At 66.7% G+C, this 20,951-nt stretch carries 21 protein-coding genes and 1 tRNA gene; 17 read left to right on the forward strand and 5 right to left on the reverse strand.

Annotation, left to right across the window (positions count from 1 at the left end; all coding sequences use genetic code 11):
* Nucleotides 1–142: 142 nt before the first annotated feature.
* Together Q9K23_RS23955 and Q9K23_RS23960 are read right to left on the reverse strand one after the other, a co-directional pair.
* Nucleotides 143–277, reverse strand: coding sequence for a hypothetical protein (locus tag Q9K23_RS23955; RefSeq protein WP_261977999.1), 135 nt, complete (start codon nt 275–277; stop codon nt 143–145).
* A gap of 54 nt (nt 278–331) precedes the next feature.
* On the reverse strand, nt 332–541 hold the full coding sequence (locus Q9K23_RS23960; protein ID WP_020791870.1) for a helix-turn-helix domain-containing protein: 210 nt from the start codon (nt 539–541) through the stop codon (nt 332–334).
* A gap of 23 nt (nt 542–564) precedes the next feature.
* Here Q9K23_RS23960 and Q9K23_RS23965 point away from each other — a divergent pair, with 23 nt between their 5' ends.
* Nucleotides 565–1,272 carry a hypothetical protein gene (locus Q9K23_RS23965; RefSeq protein ID WP_305950306.1) on the forward strand — a complete coding sequence of 236 codons (708 nt, stop codon included), beginning with the start codon at nt 565–567 and terminating at the stop codon, nt 1,270–1,272.
* 4 nt (nt 1,273–1,276) lie between these two features.
* Nucleotides 1,277–2,506 carry a site-specific integrase gene (locus tag Q9K23_RS23970; protein ID WP_053777835.1) on the forward strand — a complete coding sequence of 410 codons (1,230 nt, stop codon included), beginning with the start codon at nt 1,277–1,279 and terminating at the stop codon, nt 2,504–2,506.
* A 46-nt stretch (nt 2,507–2,552) separates the two neighbouring features.
* Here the strand turns inward: Q9K23_RS23970 and Q9K23_RS23975 are convergent.
* Nucleotides 2,553–2,629, reverse strand: a tRNA-Leu gene (locus Q9K23_RS23975).
* A 147-nt stretch (nt 2,630–2,776) separates the two neighbouring features.
* On the opposite strand from Q9K23_RS23975, the gene Q9K23_RS23980 reads away from it, so the two are divergent.
* The 14 genes from Q9K23_RS23980 to Q9K23_RS24045 all read left to right on the forward strand — a co-directional run bounded on the left by Q9K23_RS23980 (nt 2,777) and on the right by Q9K23_RS24045 (nt 17,767).
* On the forward strand, nt 2,777–3,403 hold the full coding sequence (locus Q9K23_RS23980; protein ID WP_053777836.1) for a response regulator: 627 nt from the start codon (nt 2,777–2,779) through the stop codon (nt 3,401–3,403).
* Between the two features lie 167 nt (nt 3,404–3,570).
* Nucleotides 3,571–4,767, forward strand: coding sequence for a branched-chain amino acid ABC transporter substrate-binding protein (locus Q9K23_RS23985; RefSeq protein ID WP_020790880.1), 1,197 nt, complete (start codon nt 3,571–3,573; stop codon nt 4,765–4,767).
* Nucleotides 4,768–4,850: 83 nt separating this feature from the next.
* The gene (locus tag Q9K23_RS23990) at nt 4,851–5,882 is read left to right on the forward strand and encodes a branched-chain amino acid ABC transporter permease (RefSeq protein ID WP_020790877.1); all 1,032 of its coding nucleotides are present in this window, start codon (nt 4,851–4,853) and stop codon (nt 5,880–5,882) included.
* Complete coding sequence (locus Q9K23_RS23995) at nt 5,879–7,084, forward strand: branched-chain amino acid ABC transporter permease (RefSeq protein ID WP_059036732.1); 1,206 nt, start codon at nt 5,879–5,881, stop codon at nt 7,082–7,084. Before Q9K23_RS23990 ends, Q9K23_RS23995 begins: the two co-directional genes overlap by 4 nt.
* Nucleotides 7,081–8,136, forward strand: coding sequence for an ABC transporter ATP-binding protein (locus tag Q9K23_RS24000; protein WP_020790879.1), 1,056 nt, complete (start codon nt 7,081–7,083; stop codon nt 8,134–8,136). The genes Q9K23_RS23995 and Q9K23_RS24000 overlap by 4 nt, the downstream gene beginning before the upstream one ends.
* A complete protein-coding gene (locus tag Q9K23_RS24005) occupies nt 8,111–8,884 on the forward strand; it encodes an ABC transporter ATP-binding protein (RefSeq protein WP_020790883.1) in 774 nt (257 codons plus the stop codon). The genes Q9K23_RS24000 and Q9K23_RS24005 overlap by 26 nt, the downstream gene beginning before the upstream one ends.
* A gap of 26 nt (nt 8,885–8,910) precedes the next feature.
* Nucleotides 8,911–9,558: a GNAT family N-acetyltransferase gene (locus Q9K23_RS24010; protein ID WP_082365969.1), complete on the forward strand. Its 648-nt coding sequence runs from the start codon at nt 8,911–8,913 to the stop codon at nt 9,556–9,558.
* A 115-nt stretch (nt 9,559–9,673) separates the two neighbouring features.
* Nucleotides 9,674–12,346, forward strand: coding sequence for a DNA polymerase I (polA, locus tag Q9K23_RS24015; RefSeq protein WP_082365974.1), 2,673 nt, complete (start codon nt 9,674–9,676; stop codon nt 12,344–12,346).
* A 73-nt stretch (nt 12,347–12,419) separates the two neighbouring features.
* Nucleotides 12,420–12,947, forward strand: coding sequence for a hypothetical protein (locus Q9K23_RS24020; protein WP_053777838.1), 528 nt, complete (start codon nt 12,420–12,422; stop codon nt 12,945–12,947).
* Nucleotides 12,941–14,026 carry an isocitrate/isopropylmalate family dehydrogenase gene (locus Q9K23_RS24025; protein ID WP_082365970.1) on the forward strand — a complete coding sequence of 362 codons (1,086 nt, stop codon included), beginning with the start codon at nt 12,941–12,943 and terminating at the stop codon, nt 14,024–14,026. Before Q9K23_RS24020 ends, Q9K23_RS24025 begins: the two co-directional genes overlap by 7 nt.
* Before the next feature lie 128 nt (nt 14,027–14,154).
* The gene (locus Q9K23_RS24030; protein WP_020791588.1) at nt 14,155–15,087 is read left to right on the forward strand and encodes an ABC transporter substrate-binding protein; all 933 of its coding nucleotides are present in this window, start codon (nt 14,155–14,157) and stop codon (nt 15,085–15,087) included.
* A gap of 25 nt (nt 15,088–15,112) precedes the next feature.
* Nucleotides 15,113–16,060 carry an amino acid ABC transporter permease gene (locus Q9K23_RS24035; protein ID WP_152972815.1) on the forward strand — a complete coding sequence of 316 codons (948 nt, stop codon included), beginning with the start codon at nt 15,113–15,115 and terminating at the stop codon, nt 16,058–16,060.
* On the forward strand, nt 16,047–16,832 hold the full coding sequence (locus Q9K23_RS24040) for an amino acid ABC transporter ATP-binding protein (protein ID WP_020791591.1): 786 nt from the start codon (nt 16,047–16,049) through the stop codon (nt 16,830–16,832). Before Q9K23_RS24035 ends, Q9K23_RS24040 begins: the two co-directional genes overlap by 14 nt.
* A 17-nt stretch (nt 16,833–16,849) precedes the next feature.
* The gene (locus tag Q9K23_RS24045) at nt 16,850–17,767 is read left to right on the forward strand and encodes a transporter substrate-binding domain-containing protein (protein ID WP_020791589.1); all 918 of its coding nucleotides are present in this window, start codon (nt 16,850–16,852) and stop codon (nt 17,765–17,767) included.
* Here the strand turns inward: Q9K23_RS24045 and Q9K23_RS24050 are convergent, their stop codons facing one another.
* A complete protein-coding gene (locus Q9K23_RS24050; RefSeq protein ID WP_305950307.1) occupies nt 17,768–18,601 on the reverse strand; it encodes a class I SAM-dependent methyltransferase in 834 nt (277 codons plus the stop codon). It lies immediately after the preceding gene.
* 58 nt (nt 18,602–18,659) lie between these two features.
* A complete protein-coding gene (locus tag Q9K23_RS24055) occupies nt 18,660–19,202 on the reverse strand; it encodes a 2'-5' RNA ligase family protein (RefSeq protein WP_053777841.1) in 543 nt (180 codons plus the stop codon).
* A gap of 278 nt (nt 19,203–19,480) precedes the next feature.
* Here Q9K23_RS24055 and rpsA point away from each other — a divergent pair, with 278 nt between their 5' ends.
* A complete protein-coding gene (rpsA, locus tag Q9K23_RS24060; RefSeq protein WP_053777842.1) occupies nt 19,481–20,935 on the forward strand; it encodes a 30S ribosomal protein S1 in 1,455 nt (484 codons plus the stop codon).
* Nucleotides 20,936–20,951 lie beyond the last annotated feature (16 nt).

Here is a 20,951-nt window from a genome sequence, read left to right on the forward strand (position 1 = left end):
GGTTCTCGATGCCCGTCCGGTGAGGCCACCGGGCGGGCACTCTCATTCTTGGTCAATTCCCTTGCCTCGCTTAATAGTTGGGATCGACGGGGCCGAGCGGCCCGAAGCCAGACCCCGGCCCCGTCGATCGCCTGCCGTGGCGCTAGTTGGTCTGTGTGTGGGCGACGGCGCGCCTGGTCGCTGCGAACGACTCGACGGCCTCGCGGTAGTTCTCGGCGCGGACAAGTCCCCACGTCGCCGCGAGACCCCATCCGGTCGCCTCGGTAAACCGATCCATCTCGGCGATGAGCCGGTGCCACTGGACCGGCGTAGCCCTCTCGATCGACACAGGTCAGCCCGCCGCTCGGGGCGTCTCGACTCGTGCGTCGAGGTAGTCGGCAATATCGCTGGCGCGATAGCGGATTCGCCGCCCATCGCGGATGAATCGCGGGCCGACGCCTCGATAACGTTCCTGCGCGAGCACGGCCTCGGTGGTGCCCCGGTACTCGGCAACTTCGCGAGGCGTGAGCAGCGCGTCGAGTGTGATCTCGGTTGTGGTCATGTAACGACAATTGCACCGTAGTAATGACGGGTCTATGGTGTAAAACTATGAACGGGACCAATCCGAATTACTCACCGCGCCGGGCGGGCGAGGTCGTCGGCGTCGAGGTGACGCCCGGCGACCCGCGACCAGTGGCGGTGACTTGCCACGATCACGCCCACACATACGAGATCGCGTGGGCTGAGACTGAGTCCGGTCCGGTCGTCACCGACTTGCGGGTGACCTCGCACGGCGGTGAACCGATAACCTCGGCGACGCTGCGCCGGATCAATCCCGATCGGCTGGCGCGAGCAGCGGCGGCCCATGACACCGCTGAGGGTTCGGCGTTGGCGCGCGAGCTGCGCGAGGCTGTGGATGCGGCCAGTGGGACAACCGAGGGCCACAACTGGATCGACGGCTACCGATTCACCGAGGGCACGGTCGCGGCACTCGCGAAACACGCACCGTCGGGCGTCACACAGCCCGCCACCCGCCGAGGTGGTCGGCCTCGGTTGTCGCGCGAGTTTCTGGCGCGGGTTGCCCAATGGGCGCGTGACGCCGCAGCCGACGGCCGCAGCGTCTATGCGTGGGTGGCCGATCGCGCCGCCGCCGAACTCGGGCACGACGTCAGCGACGAAACGGTCAAAGGCTGGATTCGGCGATGCAAAGCCGCTGAGCCGCCGCTACTCGCCGCCGATGAGCTGCGCAAACCTCGCCGGTCGACCAACCACAACCACGACGACAGGGGATAGACCAATGGCCTCGATCAAGAAGTATCCGACCGCCAAGGGTGACCGCTGGCGCGTTCAGTACCGCACGCCCGACCACCGCGTCACACAGCGGCGCGGGTTCAAGACCAAGCGCGAGGCTGAGGACTTCGCCGCGACCACGCACGTCAGCAAAATGCGCGGCGAGTACGTCGACCCGGCCGATGCTCGCGTGACCGTCGGCGACCTCGGGCCGGATTGGCTCGCACGTCAGACGCACCTCAAGCCGTCGAGCCGCCGCACTGCTGAGGTCGCGTGGCGGGTTCACGTCGAGCCGCGTTGGGGCCGAACCAAGCTCGCCGATCTCAAGCACTCCACCGTTCAGTCGTGGGTGTCGGACATGGGCCGCGAGGTGCGCGACGCCGAGGGCGCGGTGACCAAGAAGGCAAGCGGGCCGGTGACGGTCATTCGAGCGTTCGGTGTGCTCGCGGGCATCCTCGATGAGGCAGTGCGAGATCGCCGCCTGCTGACCAACCCGGCGCGCGGGGTCAAGTTGCCGCGCAAGGTGAAGCGCGAGCACAGCTACCTGACCGACGCGCAGGTGATGGCGCTCGCGAATGAGGCCGGACCCGACAAGGGCGTGATTGTGCTCGTGCTCGCCTATTGCGGTCTGCGGTGGGGTGAGTTGGCCGGTCTGCACGTCGCGGACGTCGACACGCTGCGCCGCCGTCTGCATGTTCGGCGCAACGCGGTCAACGTCGGCAGCGTGGTCGAGGTCGGCACACCGAAGACGCACGAACGCCGCTCGGTGCCGCTGCCTCGGTTCCTGGTTGAACCGCTCGCCGCCGCGTGCCGAGGCAAAGGGCGCGACTCGATTGTGTTCCCGGCGATGGGTGGCGGATACGCGAAGTCGCCCGGCGCGAACACGTGGTTCTCGGGCGCGGTGGATCGGTGCATCGCCGCCGCCGACAAGGCACGCGCCGAGGAACGGCAGCGCAGCGCCGACGGTGAGCCGGTCACGGCGGTGTTCCCTCGGGTCACGCCGCACGATCTGCGCCACACCGCCGCGTCGCTCGCGGTGTCGGCGGGTGCGAACGTCAAGGCGGTTCAGAAGATGCTCGGCCACACGTCGGCGGCGATGACCCTCGATACCTACGCCGACCTGTTCGACAAAGATGCAGAGGCGGTCGCCGACGCTCACGACCATCGGCTCGGCGGGCTGGTGTTCGCGCCGAATGTAGCCAAAGTGCAGCCAATCGCGGTGCGCGAGGCGCGGTAGTCGGGCGAGATAATCGCCTGACCAGCAACGATATTCGCTGGTCACGTGGTGCCCTCGGTGAGACTCGAACTCACACTGGACGGGTTTTGAATCCGTTGCCTCTGCCAATTGGGCTACGAGGGCACGCGGCCCTGCGGAGGGCTGCAACTAGCCAGTCTAGATGATCGGCCAATCGGTGATCCACCCGGTACCCTTCCCACAGCACCCGTTGGTGGCAACGGGTGCGGCTCTGCGCGTCCGTGCAGGTCAACACTCGATGTGGAGGAGGGGATGGTGACGGTGGTGGACGGTGCTGCGGCTTCGCCGAACGTTCAGGAGACAACTCACAAGGTCCTGGTCGCCGAGGACGACTCACTGATCCGGCTGGACCTCATCGAGATGCTCCGGGAGGAGGGTTACGACGTCGTCGGTGAGGCCCCCAACGGACAGATCGCCGTCGAGCTCACCGAGAAGCTCGGCCCGGACCTGGTGATCATGGACGTGAAGATGCCCGTCCGTGACGGTATCGATGCGGCGAGTGAGATCGCACGCAAGCGGCTCGCCCCGGTGGTCATGCTGACCGCGTTCAGCCAGCGGGAGTTCATCGAGAAGGCCCGCGAGGCCGGTGCGATGGCCTACCTGGTCAAACCGTTCACCAAGGCCGACCTGGTGCCGGCCATCGAGGTGGCGGTCAGTCGCTATCAGGAACTGCGGACCCTCGAGAACGAGGTCGTCTCCATGCAGGATCGCCTGGAGACCCGCAAGCTCGTCGAGCGGGCGAAGGGCCTGCTGATGGAGAAGCAGCAGCTGTCGGAACCCGAGGCGTTCAAGTGGATTCAGCGCGCCGCGATGGATCGCCGTACCACGATGAAGGCCGTTGCGCAGGTCGTCGTGGAAACTCTCGGCCCGAACGAGTGAGGTTGTACCGGTCGCGTTAAATCTCTGAAAAGGCTCCCACGCGAACTCGGTTGTTTGCTTCGGATCCCGCGCGCGGCAGCGTCGTTCGGTCTATGTTTCCACCCAAGGTCTACCGGGTAGACCTCCCGGCCAGGTGCGGTCGGGTAGCCGGACGGAAGGCAGACACTATGCGACGTCGCATGACGACGGCCGCGATTGCGGTGACTCTGGCGGGCGCCTTGGCGCTGTCGGCGTGTAGTTCCAAAACGACGGAGTCCGAATCCACACTGTCCATCACTCCGCTCTCGCAGATCGACGTGCAGGGCAACGAGGTTGCCGCCCAGAATCAGCAGGCCCCGCTCGATCCGGGTGCCGCGCTGAACGCGACCTGCCCCGAGTCGACCATCGCCTTTGCCGGCGCCGAGACCGGCGCCGATTCCAACCTCGGTCTCAACATCCTTCGTGGTGCCAAGCTCGCAGTCGACAAGTTCAACAAGGTCAATCCGAACTGCAAGATCGTTCTCAAGGACTTCGACACCGAGGGTGATCCGCAGAAGGCCACCGGTGTGGCCACACAGATCGTCAACGACTCGAGCATCATCGGTCTGCTGGGTCCCGCGTTCTCCGGCGAGACCAAGGCCACCGGCGGAACCTTCAACCAGGCGGGTCTGGTGTCGGTCACCGCATCGGCCACCAATCCCACTCTGACCGAACAGGGTTGGAAGACCTTCTTCCGCGGCCTCGCCAACGACGCCGTCCAGGGCCCGGCCATCGCCAAGTACCTCACCGGCAAGATGGGCAAGAAGAAGGTGTGCGTGGTCAAGGACGACACCGACTACGGCATCGGACTGGCCAAGACCGTCACCGAAGGACTCGGCACCGCAGCCGATTCCGCGTGTGCCGGCGACGTCAAGAAGGGGCAGACCGACTTCTCGGCGGTGGTCAGTTCGGTGACCAACGCCAACCCCGACGCCGTGTTCTACTCCGGCTACTACGCCGAGGCCGCGGCATTCGCCAAGCAGCTCAACGAGAAGAACTCCGACATCCTGTTCGTCTCAGGTGACGGCGCCAACGACCAGAAGCTCATCGACCTGGCCGGCTCGTCGGTCAAGGGTGCGGTCCTCTCGTGCCCGTGTGGTCCGGCCCAGGGTGAATTCGCCTCCGAATTCCAGAGTTTCAACAACGCCGCACCCGGCGTGTACTCGGTGGAGGCCTACGACCTGACGACGATCCTGATGAAGGGTATCGCCGAGGGCAACACCACCCGACCCAAGCTGCTCGACTTCGTTCGCAACTACAACGGGACCGGCCTGGCCCGTAACTACCAGTGGACCCCGACCGGCGAACTGACGTCGTCGCTGATCTGGGCGTACGAGGTCAAGTAATTCGACAGATGCGGCCACCGGATGCGTCCCACCCGACGGGGCGCATCCGGTGAGTCGTCTGGGGAATCTGCTGAAAGGCATCAATGGTCGAGCTCGCAGTGACGTACTCCGCCGCTGACATCCACTTCAACGTCCAGGCGCTGATCGACGGGTTCTGGGGACTGACGATCGAGGGTCTCGCCTACGGATCGATCTATGCCCTCGTCGCGGTCGGCTACACCCTGGTCTACGGCGTCCTGCGCCTGATCAACTTCGCGCATTCCGAGGTCTTCATGCTCGGCATGTTCGGGCAGTACATCGGCCTGCTCGTACTGGGCTTCACCCCCGCCGGCGACGCCTACAGCGAGGGCATGGTGATGACCGTGCTCTACCTCCTGGTGGCCGGATTGTTCGGTATGGCCGTATCCGGTTCCGCAGCAGTCGGATTGGAGTTCGTCGCCTACCGGCCACTACGTCGTCGCAATGCCAAACCGCTGGCCTTCCTGATCAGTGCGATCGGCATGTCGTTCATCCTGCAGGAGGTCGTGCACTACCTGCTCCCGCGCGTGCCGGTCGACCCCCAACTCGGCGGGGCGAGCGCCCAGCCGGCGATCACCCTGGTCAACCCCGTCGAACAGTTCTCCATCTTCGGCAGTCCGGTCACCAACGTCACCCTGGTGGTGATCATCGCGGCCCTCGTACTCGGTATCGGTACCGACACCTTCGTCAACAACACCCGACTCGGCCGCGGCATCCGTTCGGTCGCACAGGATTCCGATGCCGCTCTGCTCATGGGTGTGTCGCGTGACCGGGTCATCATGGTCACCTTTCTGATCGGTGGTCTGCTCGCCGGTGCGGCCGCCCTGCTCTACACCCTGCGATTCCCGACGGCGATCATCTACTCCGGTGGATTCCTGTTGGGAATCAAGGCCTTCAGCGCCGCCGTGCTCGGCGGTATCGGCAACGTCCGAGGCGCCCTGCTCGGTGGACTCATCCTGGGCGTGGTCGAGAACTACGGTGCGGCACTCCTCGGAAACCAATGGAAGGACGTGGTGTCGTTCGTGCTGCTGATCCTGGTCCTGATGTTCCGTCCGACCGGTATCCTCGGTGAGAAGTTGGGGAAGGCGCGAGTATGACCGCAACAACCTCGGACAACACACAACCGCGGCGGCGGGGCGTCGGCGACGCCATCCGCACCTGGTGGGACGGCCTGCCCCGCGCCACCCAGTGGCTGGTCGGTATCCCGGTCTTCCTGCTGATCGCCGCACTGCCGGTGATCGACCCGCCGTTCATCACCACCCCGGCAACCAATTTCGGCATCGTCATGGCGACCTTCGCCATGGTCGCGCTGATCGCGATCGGCCTCAACGTCGTCGTCGGCCAGACCGGACTCCTCGACCTCGGCTACGTCGGTTTCTATGCGGTCGGCGCCTATGTCGTCGCCCTGCTGACCAGCCCCGCCAGCCCCATCTGGGACAGCGCCGACCACGGCTTCTTCTCCAGTGGCTGGGCCTGGCTGGCCTGTGTCCCCATCGCGATCGTCATCACCGGCATCACCGGCGTCATCCTGGGCACCCCGACCCTGCGTGTCCGCGGCGACTACCTGGCCATCGTGACCCTGGGTTTCGGTGAGATCGTGCGACTGTTCGCCGACAACCTCACCGAGGTCACCAACGGCCCGGCCGGACTGCAGGGTGTGCTGTTCCCGGAGATCTTCCGCAGCGACGAGAACCCGCAAGGCGTGTTCTCGAAATCCAACATCGGCACCAACACCAGTTACGGCGTGTGGTGGTTCTGGCTGGCGCTGATCCTGGTGGTCATCGTGCTGCTGGTGATCGGCAACCTCGAACGCAGCCGCGTCGGTCGGTCCTGGGTGGCCATCCGCGAGGACGAGGACGCCGCCGAGATCATGGGTGTGCCCACCTTCAAGTACAAGTTGTGGGCCTTCGTGATCGGCGCCGGTATCGGCGGTCTGTCCGGGGCGGTGTACGCCGGCCAGGTGCAGTACGTCGACCCCAAGGCGTTCACCGTCATCAACTCGATGCTGTTCTTGTGTGCAGTGGTCCTCGGTGGCCAGGGCAACAAACTCGGCGTCGTCGTGGGGGCGTTCATCATCGTCTACCTACCCGCCCGCGTACAGGGCGTGTACGTCGGCGATGTCTCGCTCGGCGAGTTCAAGTATCTGTTCTTCGGCATCGCCCTGGTCGTGATGATGATCTTCCGCCCGCAGGGACTGTTCCCGGCCCGCGCCCGATTGGTCACCTTCGGTCGACAGATCTACGCATCGGTGCAGCGGAACCCGAAACCGGCCGCATCCACGGAGGAGGCGAGCGCATGACCCACCGACAACCCGACGCCCCCGGGCCCGACGAACCCCTGTCCGACGAACCCCTGCCCGACGAAGCCCTGTCCGACAAAGCCCTGCCCGACAAAGCCCGCTCCGACAACCCCCTACCGGTGGATCCCGACGCCCAACTCGAACGTGCCGAGGCCGACCCGGCGGCCACCGCCATCGTCGACCCGGCGGCGATCGACCCCGACCTCGCCGACCCCGAAGCGGTCGCCGAAGCCGTTGCGCCCGACCGCGAGATCGCCGTCGCCGAGGGGGAGACGCTGCTGGCGGTGGACGACCTCACCGTCGAGTTCGGTGGTCTGGCCGCCCTCGACTCGGTGGGCTTCGAGATCCGACGCGGCGAGATCCTCGGCCTGATCGGCCCCAACGGCGCAGGCAAGACCACCTGTTTCAACGCGATCACCGGCGTCTACAAACCGAGCCGTGGTGTCGTCACCTTCGACGGGACGGTGCTGCGCAAGACCAAACGCCACGAGATCACCCGCCTCGGTATCGCCCGCACCTTCCAGAACGTGCGGTTGTGGGGAGAGATGACGGCGCTGGAGAACGTGTGCGTGGGCACCGACGCCCGGCACAAGACGTCGGTGTTCGGCGGCATCTTCCGCACCCCGCGGCACTACCGTGAGGAACGTGACGCCGTCGACCGTGGAATGGCACTGCTGGAGTTCGTCGGTATCGGCCCCCGCGCCGCCGAGAAGGCCTCCAACCTGCCCTACGGCGACCAGCGGCGCCTGGAGATCGCCCGCGCCCTGGCCACCGAACCCAAACTGCTGTGCCTCGACGAGCCCGCGGCCGGCTTCAACCCGCGCGAGAAGGATGCGCTGATGGAGCTGATCCGCAAGATCCGCGACGACGGCTACACGGTGCTGCTGATCGAACACGACATGCGGCTGGTCATGGGGGTGACCGACCGGATCGTCGTGCTCGAGTTCGGCCGCAAGATCGCCGAGGGCACGCCGAAGGAAGTCCGTGACAATCCGGCCGTTATCGCCGCCTACCTGGGAGTGCCCGATGACCAAATCGGCGACATCGCCTGAACCGCAACCCGGGTCACCGCCGCCCACGGGCCCGGTCCTCGAACTCGAGGACGTGGTGATCCACTACGGCAGAATCCAGGCACTGCACGGGATCTCGCTGCAGGTACAGACCGGGGAACTGGTCACCCTGCTCGGCGCCAACGGTGCCGGCAAGTCCACCACCATGCGCGGTATCTCCGGGCTGGCCAAGACCACCACCGGCGACATCCGGTTCAAGGGGGAGTCGATCACCCGGCTCGCCCCGCACGAACGGGTCAAACGCGGGATCATCCAGGTCCCCGAGGGGCGGCGGATCTTTCCCGGCATGACCGTCCTGGAGAACCTCGACATGGGTTGCTACGGACGCAGATTCGGGACCAAGGCGGAGTACCAGGAGGCCGTCGACCAGGTCTTCGAGCTGTTCCCGCGGCTGGCGGAACGGCGAAAGCAGTTCGGCGGCACCATGTCCGGCGGTGAGCAGCAGATGCTGGCGATCGGTCGGGCCCTGATGGCGCGCCCGGAACTGCTGTTGCTCGACGAGCCCTCGATGGGTCTGGCCCCCATGGTGATCCAGCAGATCTTCTCGATCATCGCGCGGATCAACGCCGAGGGCACCACCATCCTGATGGTGGAACAGAACGCCCAGCAGGCATTGAGCCGCTCCGATCGCGGCTACATCCTGGAGACCGGGTCCATCACCCGCGAAGGACCCGGCAAGGATCTGCTCGGCGACGACGCGGTCCGCGAGGCCTATCTGGGGGTGGCCTGAAACGCTCACGGCGTAGCCTGAACCCCATGGCCGAGAGCCCAGAGCGCCCCCAGTCAGAGAAACCCGGACCGGCGAGATCAGAGCCGGCGAAGTCCCGGCCGCGGACCGTCGTGACCGCGGCCACCGACCGTGATGTCGTGGCATCGTTGCTGGCCACGGCCTTCGCCGACGACCCGGTGATGACCTGGACACAGCCGGACAAGCGCAAGCACCACAGCATCTTCGCGACCCTGCTGTCGACGTCGTACGCCGACGCCCGACTCGACGTCGCCGGGTGCGACGGGGAGCCGATGGGGGCGGCGATCTGGATGCCGCCGGGTCGGCGCTCCTCCCGGACGGACGACCTGCGTGCCCTGATCGCGTTCATCCGGATACTCGGGCCGCGGGTGGTACAGGGAACGATCGTCGACGCGATGTGCGAGGGGCGTCGACCCGACGAACCGCACTGGTATCTGGCCGACCTCGGCGCCGCCGTGCAGGGACGGGGAGTCGGTACGGCGCTGCTGCGCGCCGGCATCGATCGCGCCGGCGACGCCCCGGCCTATCTGGAGAGCTCCAACGAGGTCAACGTGCCGCTCTACGAACGGTTCGGCTTCGAGGTGACCGGCGAGATCCATCTGCCGTTCGGAGGTCCGACGCTGTGGACGATGCTGCGGCGCGGACAGGGGCACTGATCGCGGCCCGGGCGACGGCACGGACAAGGCTGCCGGGCTGTCGGAGGCGGTCACTAGACTCGTCCGCGTGAGTCCTGCGAAGAGTGTGGCCCCGTCCACCGACCAACCGGTTCTGATGCTGCTCGATGGCCATTCCCTGGCCTACCGAGCGTTCTTCGCGCTGCCTGCCGACAACTTCAAGACGAACACCGGCCAGGCGACCAATGCGGTGTACGGCTTCACGTCGATGCTGATCAACCTGCTGCGTGACGAGTCGCCCACGCACATCGCCGCGGCCTTCGACGTGTCCCGTCAGACCTTCCGGTCGGAGATGTTCCCCGACTACAAGGCGCAGCGGTCGGCGTCACCCGACGAGTTCCGCGGCCAGGTCGACCTCACCAAGGAGGTGCTCGACGCGCTCGGGATCAACGTGATGGCGGTCGAGGGATTCGAGGCCGACGACATCATCGCCACGCTCGCCACCCAGGCCGACGCCCAGGGATACAAGGTGCTCGTCGTCACCGGCGACCGCGACTCCCTGCAGCTGGTGAACGATTCGATCACCGTGCTCTACCCGAAGAAGGGCGTGTCCGAACTGACCCGGTTCACCCCGGACGAGGTGGAGAAGAAGTACGGCCTCACCCCGACCCAGTACCCCGACTACGCAGCCCTGCGCGGCGATCCCAGCGACAACCTGCCCGGCATCCCGGGTGTGGGCGAGAAGACCGCGTCCAAGTGGATTCGCCAGTACGGATCGCTGGCCTCCCTGGTCGACCACGTCGACGAGGTGAAGGGCAAGGTCGGTGACTCGCTGCGGGCCAATCTCGCGTCCGTGCAGACCAATCGTCAACTCACCGAACTGATCCGGGACATGCAGCTACCGGCCGGCCCGGACGATCTGGCGCTGGTCGGCTGGGACCGCGACCGTATCCACCAGCTCTTCGACGACCTCGAGTTCAAGGTGCTGCGCGAGCGACTGTTCACCACACTGAGCTCGGTGGAACCGGAGGCGGAGGCCGGATTCGACCTCGACGGTTCGGTTCTCGCCGCCGGTGAGGTGGCCGGCTGGCTCGCCGAGCACGCCCGCACCGGCCGCGCCGGACTCACCGTGACCGCGCCGCACACGGTGGTGGGCGCCGATGTCACCGGGATCGCGATCGCCGCCGCCGATGGCGTCTCCGCCTACGTCGACGTCACCACCCTCGACCCGGCCGACGAGCAGGCACTCGGGCAGTGGCTCGCCGACGCCGATGCGCCCAAGGCACTCCACGAGAGCAAGTGGGCGTTCCATGCCCTGCGGTCACGCGGATGGCGCCTGACCGGGGTGACCAGTGACACCGCACTCGCGGCCTATCTGGTGCGCCCGGGGCAGCGCACCTTCAACCTCGACGATCTCGCGTTGCGGTACCTGCGCCGGGAACTCGTCGCCGACGGCGGTGCCGGCGACGGTCAGCTCTCGTTGCTCGACGACGACGGGGGACTGGCGCAGCAGGCCGAGCAGCACATGCTCGAGGCCCGTGCGGTCCAGGAACTCGCCGACACACTCGACACCGAACTCGAACGCATCGACTCGCGGTCTCTGCTGACCGATCTCGAGCTGCCCCTGCTGTTCGTCCTGGCCGAGCTCGAGGCGGCCGGGATCGCCGTGGACGTCGATCATTTCGACGAGCTGGAGAAGGAGTTCGCCGAGCGCATCCGCAACGCCGCCGACGCCGCCTACGAGGTGATCGGTGAGCAGATCAACCTCGGTTCGCCCAAGCAGCTGCAGACGGTGCTCTTCGACAAGCTCGAGATGCCGAAGACCAAGAAGACCAAGACCGGCTACACCACCGACGCCGACGCCCTGCAGACCCTGTACGAGAAGACCGAGCATCCCTTCCTGGCCCATCTGCTCGAACATCGCGACGCCACCCGGCTCAAGGTCACCGTCGACGGTCTGCTCAAGTCGGTCGCAGACGACGGCCGTATCCACACCACCTTCAACCAGACGGTGGCCGCCACCGGACGGCTCTCGTCGACCGAACCGAACCTGCAGAACATCCCGGTGCGGACCGACGCGGGCCGTCAGATCCGCCGCGGCTTCGTGGTCGGCAGCGCCAACGGCACCGACTTCGACTGCCTGATGACCGCCGACTACAGCCAGATCGAGATGCGGATCATGGCGCATCTGTCGGAGGACGAGGGCCTGATCGAGGCGTTCAACACCGGTGAGGACCTCCACAACTTCGTCGGGTCCCGCGCGTTCGGGGTGCCGATCGACGAGGTGACCACCGAGATGCGGCACCGGGTCAAGGCGATGTCGTACGGACTGGCCTACGGCCTCAGTGCTTTCGGGCTCGCCGCGCAGCTGCGGATCAGTCGTGACGAGGCCAAGGAGCAGATGGAGGCCTACTTCGCCCGCTTCGGTGGTGTGCGCGACTACCTGCACAACGTCGTCGCCGAGGCTCGCCGCAACGAGTACACCGCCACCCTCTACGGTCGTCGCCGGTATCTGCCCGACCTCAACAGCGACAACTGGCAGCGGCGGCAGGCCGCGGAGCGGATGGCACTCAACGCACCCATCCAGGGCACGGCCGCCGACATCATCAAGGTCGCGATGATCAACGTGTACAAGCGGTTGGCCGCCGAGCAGCTCACCTCCCGCATGCTGCTTCAGGTGCACGACGAACTCGTCGTCGAGGTGGCCGCCGGTGAGCGCGAGCAGGTCGAGAAGCTGGTGCGTGAGGAGATGGGGTCGGCGATCGAACTGTCGGTGCCGCTGGAGGTCTCGGTGGGATTCGGCCGGTCGTGGGACGACGCGGCGCACTGAGTACCCCGAGCCCGCCGGCCCCCGACCCGGCCGGTCCCGACACCGCTGTCCGCCCGACCCCGATGAGTAGCACGTGACGCCGCGCTCGCAATGGGTGCTGCCGGTCGTCATCGGCAGTGTGATCGGTGTGATCGTGATCGTCGCGGTGATCTTCGGGGTGCGCTGGTCGCGCAGTACGTGGGGCGATTCGGTGGCCACCGGTACCACCTCGCCCACCACGGTCACCTCGGTGGTGACCCAGACGACGACGGTGTCGCGGTCGACCACCCGTACCCCCGGGTCCCGGACCACCGAGCCGCGAACCACCGAGTCCCGGACCACCCCCGAACGGGAGACCACCGGTGCCGAGCGCACCACGCGGCCCGCACCGGTCCCGCCGGTGGCGTCGGCGCACTGGTACGCCCAGTTCGGGGCCTTCGACGACTACGACAACGCCGTCGCCGTACGCGACGAGCACTACGGGTCGCTGATCCTGCCGGGGGAGATGCTCGGCTCGCCGGCCCGCTACGTGGTGGCGCGACCTGCCACGTCGCAGACGGTGGCACAGCAGGTGTGCGACCACTTCTCGACCGGACACTGCCTGGTGAAGGAGCGATGGTGACGATGACCCGGCGGATCGGAGTACTCGACGGAGACGGGATCGGGCCCGAGATCGTGCCGTGCGCGACGGCGGTGGCCGCTGCGGCGGCCGCCGCCGAGGGGATCGAGTTCGAGTGGGTTCCTTTGCCTTTGGGTCGATCTGCGATCGACGATTTCGGTACCCCGGTACCAGAACACACCCTCGCCGCACTCGATGGTCTCGACTGCTGGATCCTGGGACCGCACGACTCCGCCGGATATCCTGCACGTTTCGCCGAACAGCTCACCCCGGGTGCGGTCATCCGCAAACGCTACGGCCTCTACGCCAACATCCGGCCCTGCCGGGCGTGGCCGGGTGTGCCGGCGACCGCGCCGGGCATCGATGTGGTTGTGGCACGAGAGAATTCCGAGGGACTCTATGCCGATCGCAACATGGCGGTCGGCTCCGGCGAGTTCATGCCCACGCCCGACATCGCGCTCGCGGTGGGTGTCGTCACCCGGGCCGCGAGTGAACGCATCGCGCATCAGGCATGTCGGCTGGCCGAGACCCGGTCGGGCCGGATGACCATCGTGCACAAGGCGAATGTGCTGCGCATGACGACGGGCCTGTTCCGTGACGCCTGTCGCGCGGTGGCCGCAGGGTATCCCGGCGTCACCGTCGACGATCAGCATGTCGATGCGATGGCCGCGCTGCTGGTCCGCCGTCCGGCCGACTTCGACGTGCTCGTCACCGAGAATCTCTTCGGCGACATCCTGTCCGATCTCGCCGGTGAACTGGCCGGGTCCATCGGGCTCGCGGGATCGATCAACTCCTCGGACACCAAGGTGATGGCCCAGGCCGCTCACGGTGCCGCCCCCGACATCGCGGGCGCCCAGCGGGCCAACCCGGTCGCGATCATCGCGTCCACCGCAATGGCGCTGCGCTGGTGGGGAACCCGCGTGACCGACGCCGCACTCGTCGGGTGCGCCGACCGTATCGAGCGCGCCCTGGGGACCGCACTGGCCGACGGTATCACCACACCTGACCTGGGTGGTTCAGCCACCACCACAGAGGTCGGAGACGCGGTGACACAACGTGTGGCAGGACACGGTGGGGGGTAAAACTCTCGTAACCGGCCGGTGTAGTCGCGCCAAAGGAAGTAGGTTCACTACTCGTGGCGGCAATACTGCCGTCACCGGATTTGGTAGACCTGCCTCGGATGCACTGGGGCGCGAAGGGAAATTCTGAGATGCGTGATCATCGATCGGTACGACCTCGAGGGTGGCGACTGCCCGGGGTCCTGACACTGCTGTTGGCAGTGATCGCACTGGTGGTGGCCGGTTGCTCGAACGACGAGAACGACTCTGCCGCCCTGGGTGCCGATATCAGCCCCACCACCGTCGACGTCGCCAAGGTCGAGGCGATCGCGAGTCTGCTGCCCGCCGACATCAAGCAGTCCGGCAAGCTGATCGTCGGGGTCAACGTCCCCTATTCGCCGAACGAGTTCAAGAACGCCGACGGCCAGATCGTCGGGTTCGACGTCGACCTCATGAACGCCATCGGCAAGGTCCTCGGTATCACCCCCGACTTCCGCGAAGCCCAGTTCGACAAGATCATCCCCTCGGTGGTCGCGGGCACGTACAACGTCGGGATGTCGTCGTTCACCGACACCAAGGAACGTGAACAGCAGGTCGACTTCGTCACCTACTTCAACGCGGGCGTGCAGTGGGCGCAGCGGACCGGCGAGAGCATCGATCCGAACAACGCGTGCGGCAAGAAGGTTGCCGTCCAGTCGCACACCGTGGAGGCCGACGAGGAGGTGCCGGCCAAGTCGAAGGCGTGCACCGACGCCGGCAAGGCCGCGATCGACATCCAGAAGTTCGACAGCCAGGACGCCGCCACCAACGCGCTGATCCTCGGCAAGGTCGACGCCATGTCGGCCGACTCCCCGGTCACCGCCTACGCGATCGGTCGCTCCGGCGGCAAGATCGAGGCCGCCGGTCAGGTCTTCGACTCCGCACCCTACGGATACGCCGTGCAGAAGGGTTCCTCGCTTGCTCAGGCGTTGCAGCAGGCCGTTCAGTACCTGATCGACAACGGTCAGTACGAGGCGATCGCCAAGCACTGGAATGTCCAGGAGGGCACGATCCAGAAGTCCGTGATCAACGGCGCCACCAGCTGACGTGAGCACTTCCGATACCGGCCGGGTGGCCGTGGACGCCGACGACGAGTCGGCACCCGCGGCCATCAGGGCCGTTCCGCTCCGTCATCCCGGTCAGTGGATCGCGGCTGCGATCGTCCTGGTCCTGGTGGCGCTGTTCGTCTACGGTGCAGCCACCAACTCTGCGTACGGGTGGAGTACGTACGGCAAGTACCTGTTCGACTCGCGGATCCTCAAGGGTGTCGGCAACACCCTCGCCCTGACCGTGTTGTCGATGCTCATCGCAGTGGCCCTGGGTATCCTGTTGGCGATCATGCGGTTGTCGCCGAACGTGGTGCTGCGGTCGGTGTCGTGGATGTACCTGTGGATTTTCCGCGGCACCCCCGTGTACGTGCAGCTGGTCTTCTGGGGTCTCTTCCCGTCGATCTACAAGTCGATCGATCTGGGCATTCCGTTTGTCCACCAGTTCGCGCACTTCAACATGCAAGACCTGTACTCGGCGTTCATCTTCGCGATGGTGGGCCTCGCCCTCAACGAGGCGGCCTACATGGCCGAGATCGTGCGTGCCGGCGTGAGCTCGGTGGGCGAGGGCCAGACCGAGGCGTCGGTGGCGCTCGGTATGTCGTGGTCGCAGACCATGCGACGCACCGTGCTCCCGCAGGCGATGCGGGTGATCATCCCGCCCACGGGCAACGAGGTGATCAGCATGCTCAAGACCACCAGCCTCGTGGTGGCCGTCCCGTTCACCGGCGAGGTCTTCGGCGTGCAGGCCGACATCTCCGGTGTGATCTTCCAGCCGATCCCACTGCTGTTGGTGGCATCCACCTGGTATCTGGTGGTCACCAGCATCCTGATGGTCGGGCAGTTCTATCTGGAGCGGTACTACGCCCGCGGGGCGTCACGCCAGCTGACCGGGCGTCAGCTCAAGGCGATGGCCGCAGCGCAGGCCGCCCAGAACAAGGTCGTCGACGAGGAGAGCGATGAGCGTCGCTGAACAGTCCGCCGACCAGCCGATGGTGCTGGCCGATCGGGTCTGCAAGAACTTCGGCACCCTGCAGGTGCTCAAGGGGATCTCACTGGAGGTGCGCCGGGGCGAGGTGCTGTGCCTGATCGGTCCATCCGGGTCCGGCAAGTCGACCTTCCTGCGATGTGTGAACCACCTCGAGATCGTCAACGCCGGCCGGCTCTACGTCGACGGTGATCTCATCGGCTACCGGGAGCGTGGAGGCAAGCTGCACGAGATGAGTCCTCGGGAGGCCGCACTGCAGCGCCGCGACATCGGGATGGTGTTCCAGCACTTCAACCTGTTCCCGCACCGCACCGCGCTGGAGAACGTGATCGAGGCGCCGACCCAGGTCAAGAAACAGTCGAAGGACAAGGCCGTCGCCCGGGCGAAGGACCTGCTCGACCGTGTCGGGCTGGCCGACAAGGCCGACACCTACCCCGCGCAACTGTCCGGCGGTCAGCAACAACGCGTCGCCATCGCCCGGGCGCTGGCGATGGACCCCAAGCTGATGTTGTTCGACGAGCCGACCTCGGCGCTGGACCCGGAGCTGGTGGGCGAGGTGCTCGGGGTGATGCGTGAACTCGCCGCCTCGGGAATGACCATGCTCGTGGTGACCCACGAGATGGGCTTCGCCCGCGAGGTCGCCGACCAGCTGGTCTTCATGGACAGCGGTGTGGTCATGGAGCAGGGCGACCCTCGCGAGATGCTGGCCAACCCGCAACACGAGCGGACCAAGAGCTTCCTGTCGAAGCTGCTGTAGGGGACAGCCGGGAACCGATGAAGTCGAGTCGACGGGGACTGCCCCGTGTGGGTGTCGGCCACGTCCTGGTGACCGTGGGCGCCCTGATCGTGCTGGCCGGATGCGCCGATTCCACAGCACCGACAGCGACGGGCGGATCGTCGTCGGCCGGGCCGGACACGGTGACGGAGGTGGCCTCGATCGCCGCGGGTGTTCCCACCGAGATCGTCGGGCGCGGCACGCTGATCGTCGGGGCCGACGTCCCGTACGAGCCGTACGCGTTTGTCGAGAACGGTGAGATCACCGGCTTCGACGTCGACCTGATCGGTGACGTCGCGCGGGTCCTCGGGCTGACGGCCGAGATCCGTGAGGCACCGTTCGCGGGGTTGTTCACCGCGGTCGCCGACGGCCGCTACGACACGGCGATCCCGGCGCTCACCGACACCGCCGCACGCGAGAGGACCGTCGACTTCGTGACGTACTACTCGGCGGGAAACCAATGGGCACGTATGCCCGGCACCGACATCGAACCCGCCGACGCCTGCGGGCGCACCGTGGCCGTCAAGAAGGACACCTACCAGGACACCGTCGAGGTGGCCGCGCGCAGCAAGGCCTGCGTCGCCGCCGGGAAACAGCCGATCAGAAAGGTGCGCCTCGACACCCAGGACCAGGTGGTCGACGCGGTGCTCACCGGGAAGGCCGCGGCCATGTCGGCCGATGCCCCGGTGACCGCCACGTCGGTCGCCGCCTCCGGCGGACGGCTGCAGACCATCGCGGGGGTGTTCGCCTCGGCGCCATACGGATTCCCGGTGGCCAAGGGGTCGACGCTGGTCGTCGCGATCCAGCAGGCCGTGCAGCACCTGATCGACACGGGGCGCTATGGCGAGATCGCGCAGAAGTGGGACCTGGCCGCGGGCGTGGTGCCCGGCGCGATCATCAACGGCGCGATCAACTGATCACGGCTTGCGGCTGCAGAAGATCGCAGTCCCGGGGAAGTAGTAGCCGCGCAACGGACTCCACTGGCCCCACTCGCGATCGAGATCGTCAGGCCACTCGGGTTCGACGATGTCGTCGAGGACCAGCCCGGCCGCGCGGATCTCCCGGACACGGTCACCGATGGTCCGGTGGTGTTCGACATAGGTGATCATCCCGTCCTCGTCGGCCTCGGAGTACGGGGTGCGGTTGAAGTAGGGGATGGCCACCGTGAGTCCGGCCGGCCCCGGGTCGTCGGGGAACATCCAGCGCATCGGGTGGTTGATCGAGAACACCCACCGGCCACCGGGCTTCAGGACGCGGGCGGCCTCGGCCATCACCCGTGCGGAGTCGGCGACGAAGGGCACCGCACCGAACGACGAGAACACCAGGTCGAACGACCCGTCGGCGAACGGCAGGTCCTCGGCGGACGCCTGGATCAGCGGGATCCGGCGGTGATCGAGCCGGTCCATCGCCTCGAGGCCGTGCTCGAGCATCCCGTGGGAGAGGTCGAGGGCCGCGACATGTGCTCCCTGGCCGGCCAGCCACCGCGAACACGGCGCCGAGCCGCAGCCGATCTCGAGGACGGTCTTGCCGGCCACATCACCGAGCAGCCGGGCATCCTCCTCGCGCAGACGCTCCGGGCACCACACGAAATCGCCGCCGGCGGCGTCGGAACCGAGGAAGTCGCCGTGTTCGCGGTGATATTCCTGCGATTCGCCGTCCCACCAGGACCGGTTGGCCCGGACGCTGGTGGTCGAGTCGACGGCGTCGAGGACGCGGGGCGGCCGCGGGGCGGGGGTCTCGTCGGAGGGCACGCGACGAGTCTAGGCGTGGCCGCGTGACCGTCGGGACGCCGAGCGGAGGGGCGGCCGTTCAGATGCCGCCGATGACGTGTTCGGTGTGCGCGTCACCGTCCCAGCGGCGCAGGGCCTGCACCGATCCCTCGATCGGGTCGGTGCCGAGGACCTCGAGCGCCGCGGGGATCTGATCGATCCGCACCCGGCGGGCCAGGGTGACATGAGGTGTCCACGCCCCGGGCCGGGAGTGGGCGAACAGGGCGGGTACGCCGGTGTCGTCGACGGCGTGCTCGGCGCCCATCCGCACGATGGTCGCGTGCACCGACAGCAACTCCGACGACGGCACGACCAGGCGTGCGAGCACGCGATGGGAGCCGTGGCCGAAGACGACGACGGCACCGAGGGTGATCGGGAACGGCACGTGCATCGCGACCACCGCCAGCTCGCCGTCGACCTCCGGGGAGATGCCGGTGGCGGCCATCGCGGTGATGTGCGGTCGGTTGGTGGCCGAGCGGATGCGCTCCCCGCTGGGGAGCCCGGCGGCGGTCAATGCCGCCCACTGTGAACGAATCTGCTGGTCAGAGGAATCGTCGAGGAGGAATTCCACCGAATGCGTCAACGTTGCAGCTCCTGTCGCGGTGACCGCGCCGGGTGGCACCGACGGCGGACGAAAGTGGTATTTGCCCAGCACAATGCCACTGGAGTAGGCTGATCGTCGCGCGTATGCACTGTTCGCGCGCGGTTCGCCATTGCCTCACCCGGGCGTCATCGAGAGATCGACGACGCGTGGCACGCTGGTCGAACGCCCACGTCAGTGGGCGATCCTCAGCAGTTCGAGGGGCCGTGCCGACACCACGAACTGTACCTACTACACACCTGTCCGGAGCAACTCACCACATGCCGTCCTCCACCATCACCTCGCCGCAAGTAGCCGTCAACGACATCGGCTCGGCTGAGGACTTTCTCGCCGCCATCGACTCCACGATCAAGTACTTCAACGACGGCGACATCGTCGAGGGAACCATCGTCAAGGTAGATCGTGACGAGGTTCTGCTCGACATCGGTTACAAGACCGAAGGCGTGATCCCTTCGCGCGAACTCTCGATCAAGCACGACGTCGACCCGAACGAGGTCGTCAACGTCGGCGACGAGGTCGAGGCCCTGGTCCTCACCAAGGAGGACAAGGAAGGCCGGCTGATCCTGTCCAAGAAGCGTGCTCAGTACGAGCGCGCCTGGGGCACGATCGAGGAGCTCAAGGAGAAGGACGAGGCCGTCAAGGGCACCGTCATCGAGGTCGTCAAGGGCGGCCTGATCCTCGACATCGGTCTGCGCGGCTTCCTCCCCGCTTCGCTGGTGGAGATGCGCCGTGTCCGCGATCTGCAGCCGTACATCGGCAAGGAGATCGAGGCCAAGATCATCGAGCTCGACAAGAACCGCAACAACGTCGTGCTCTCGCGTCGCGCCTGGCTGGAGCAGACCCAGTCCGAGGTCCGCAGCGAGTTCCTGCACCAGCTGCAGAAGGGCCAGGTCCGCAAGGGCGTCGTGTCCTCGATCGTCAACTTCGGTGCGTTCGTCGATCTCGGCGGCGTCGACGGTCTGGTCCACGTCTCCGAGCTGTCCTGGAAGCACATCGATCACCCGTCCGAGGTCGTCACCGTGGGTGACGAGGTCACCGTCGAGGTCCTCGACGTCGATCTGGACCGCGAGCGCGTGTCGCTGTCGCTGAAGGCCACCCAGGAAGACCCGTGGCGTCAGTTCGCCCGCACCCACGCGATCGGTCAGATCGTGCCGGGCAAGGTCACCAAGCTGGTGCCGTTCGGTGCATTCGTCCGCGTCGACGAGGGCATCGAGGGTCTGGTCCACATCTCCGAGCTGGCCGAGCGCCACGTCGAGGTCCCGGACCAGGTCGTCTCCGTCGGCGACGACGCGATGGTCAAGGTCATCGACATCGACCTGGAGCGTCGCCGGATCTCGCTGAGCCTCAAGCAGGCCAACGAGGACTACACCGAGGAGTTCGACCCGTCGAAGTACGGCATGGCCGACAGCTACGACGAGCAGGGCAACTACATCTTCCCCGAGGGCTTCGATCCCGAGACCAACGAATGGCTCGAGGGCTTCGAGAAGCAGCAGAAGGAGTGGGAGGCCCGCTACGCCGAGGCGGAGCGTCGTCACAAGATGCACACCGCTCAGATCGAGAAGTTCGCCGCTGCCGCGGCCGAGGCCGAGAAGGCCCCGACGGACTACTCGTCTGCATCGTCGGAGACCCGCAGCTCCTCGTCGACCGGTGGCGGCTCGCTCGCCAGCGACGAGCAGCTCGCCGCCCTGCGCGAGAAGCTGTCGGGCAACGCCTGATCCGAGGCTGATCGCC

Source organism: Gordonia sp. NB41Y (assembly GCF_030718915.1).
Classification (GTDB): Bacteria; Actinomycetota; Actinomycetes; order Mycobacteriales; family Mycobacteriaceae; genus Gordonia; species Gordonia desulfuricans.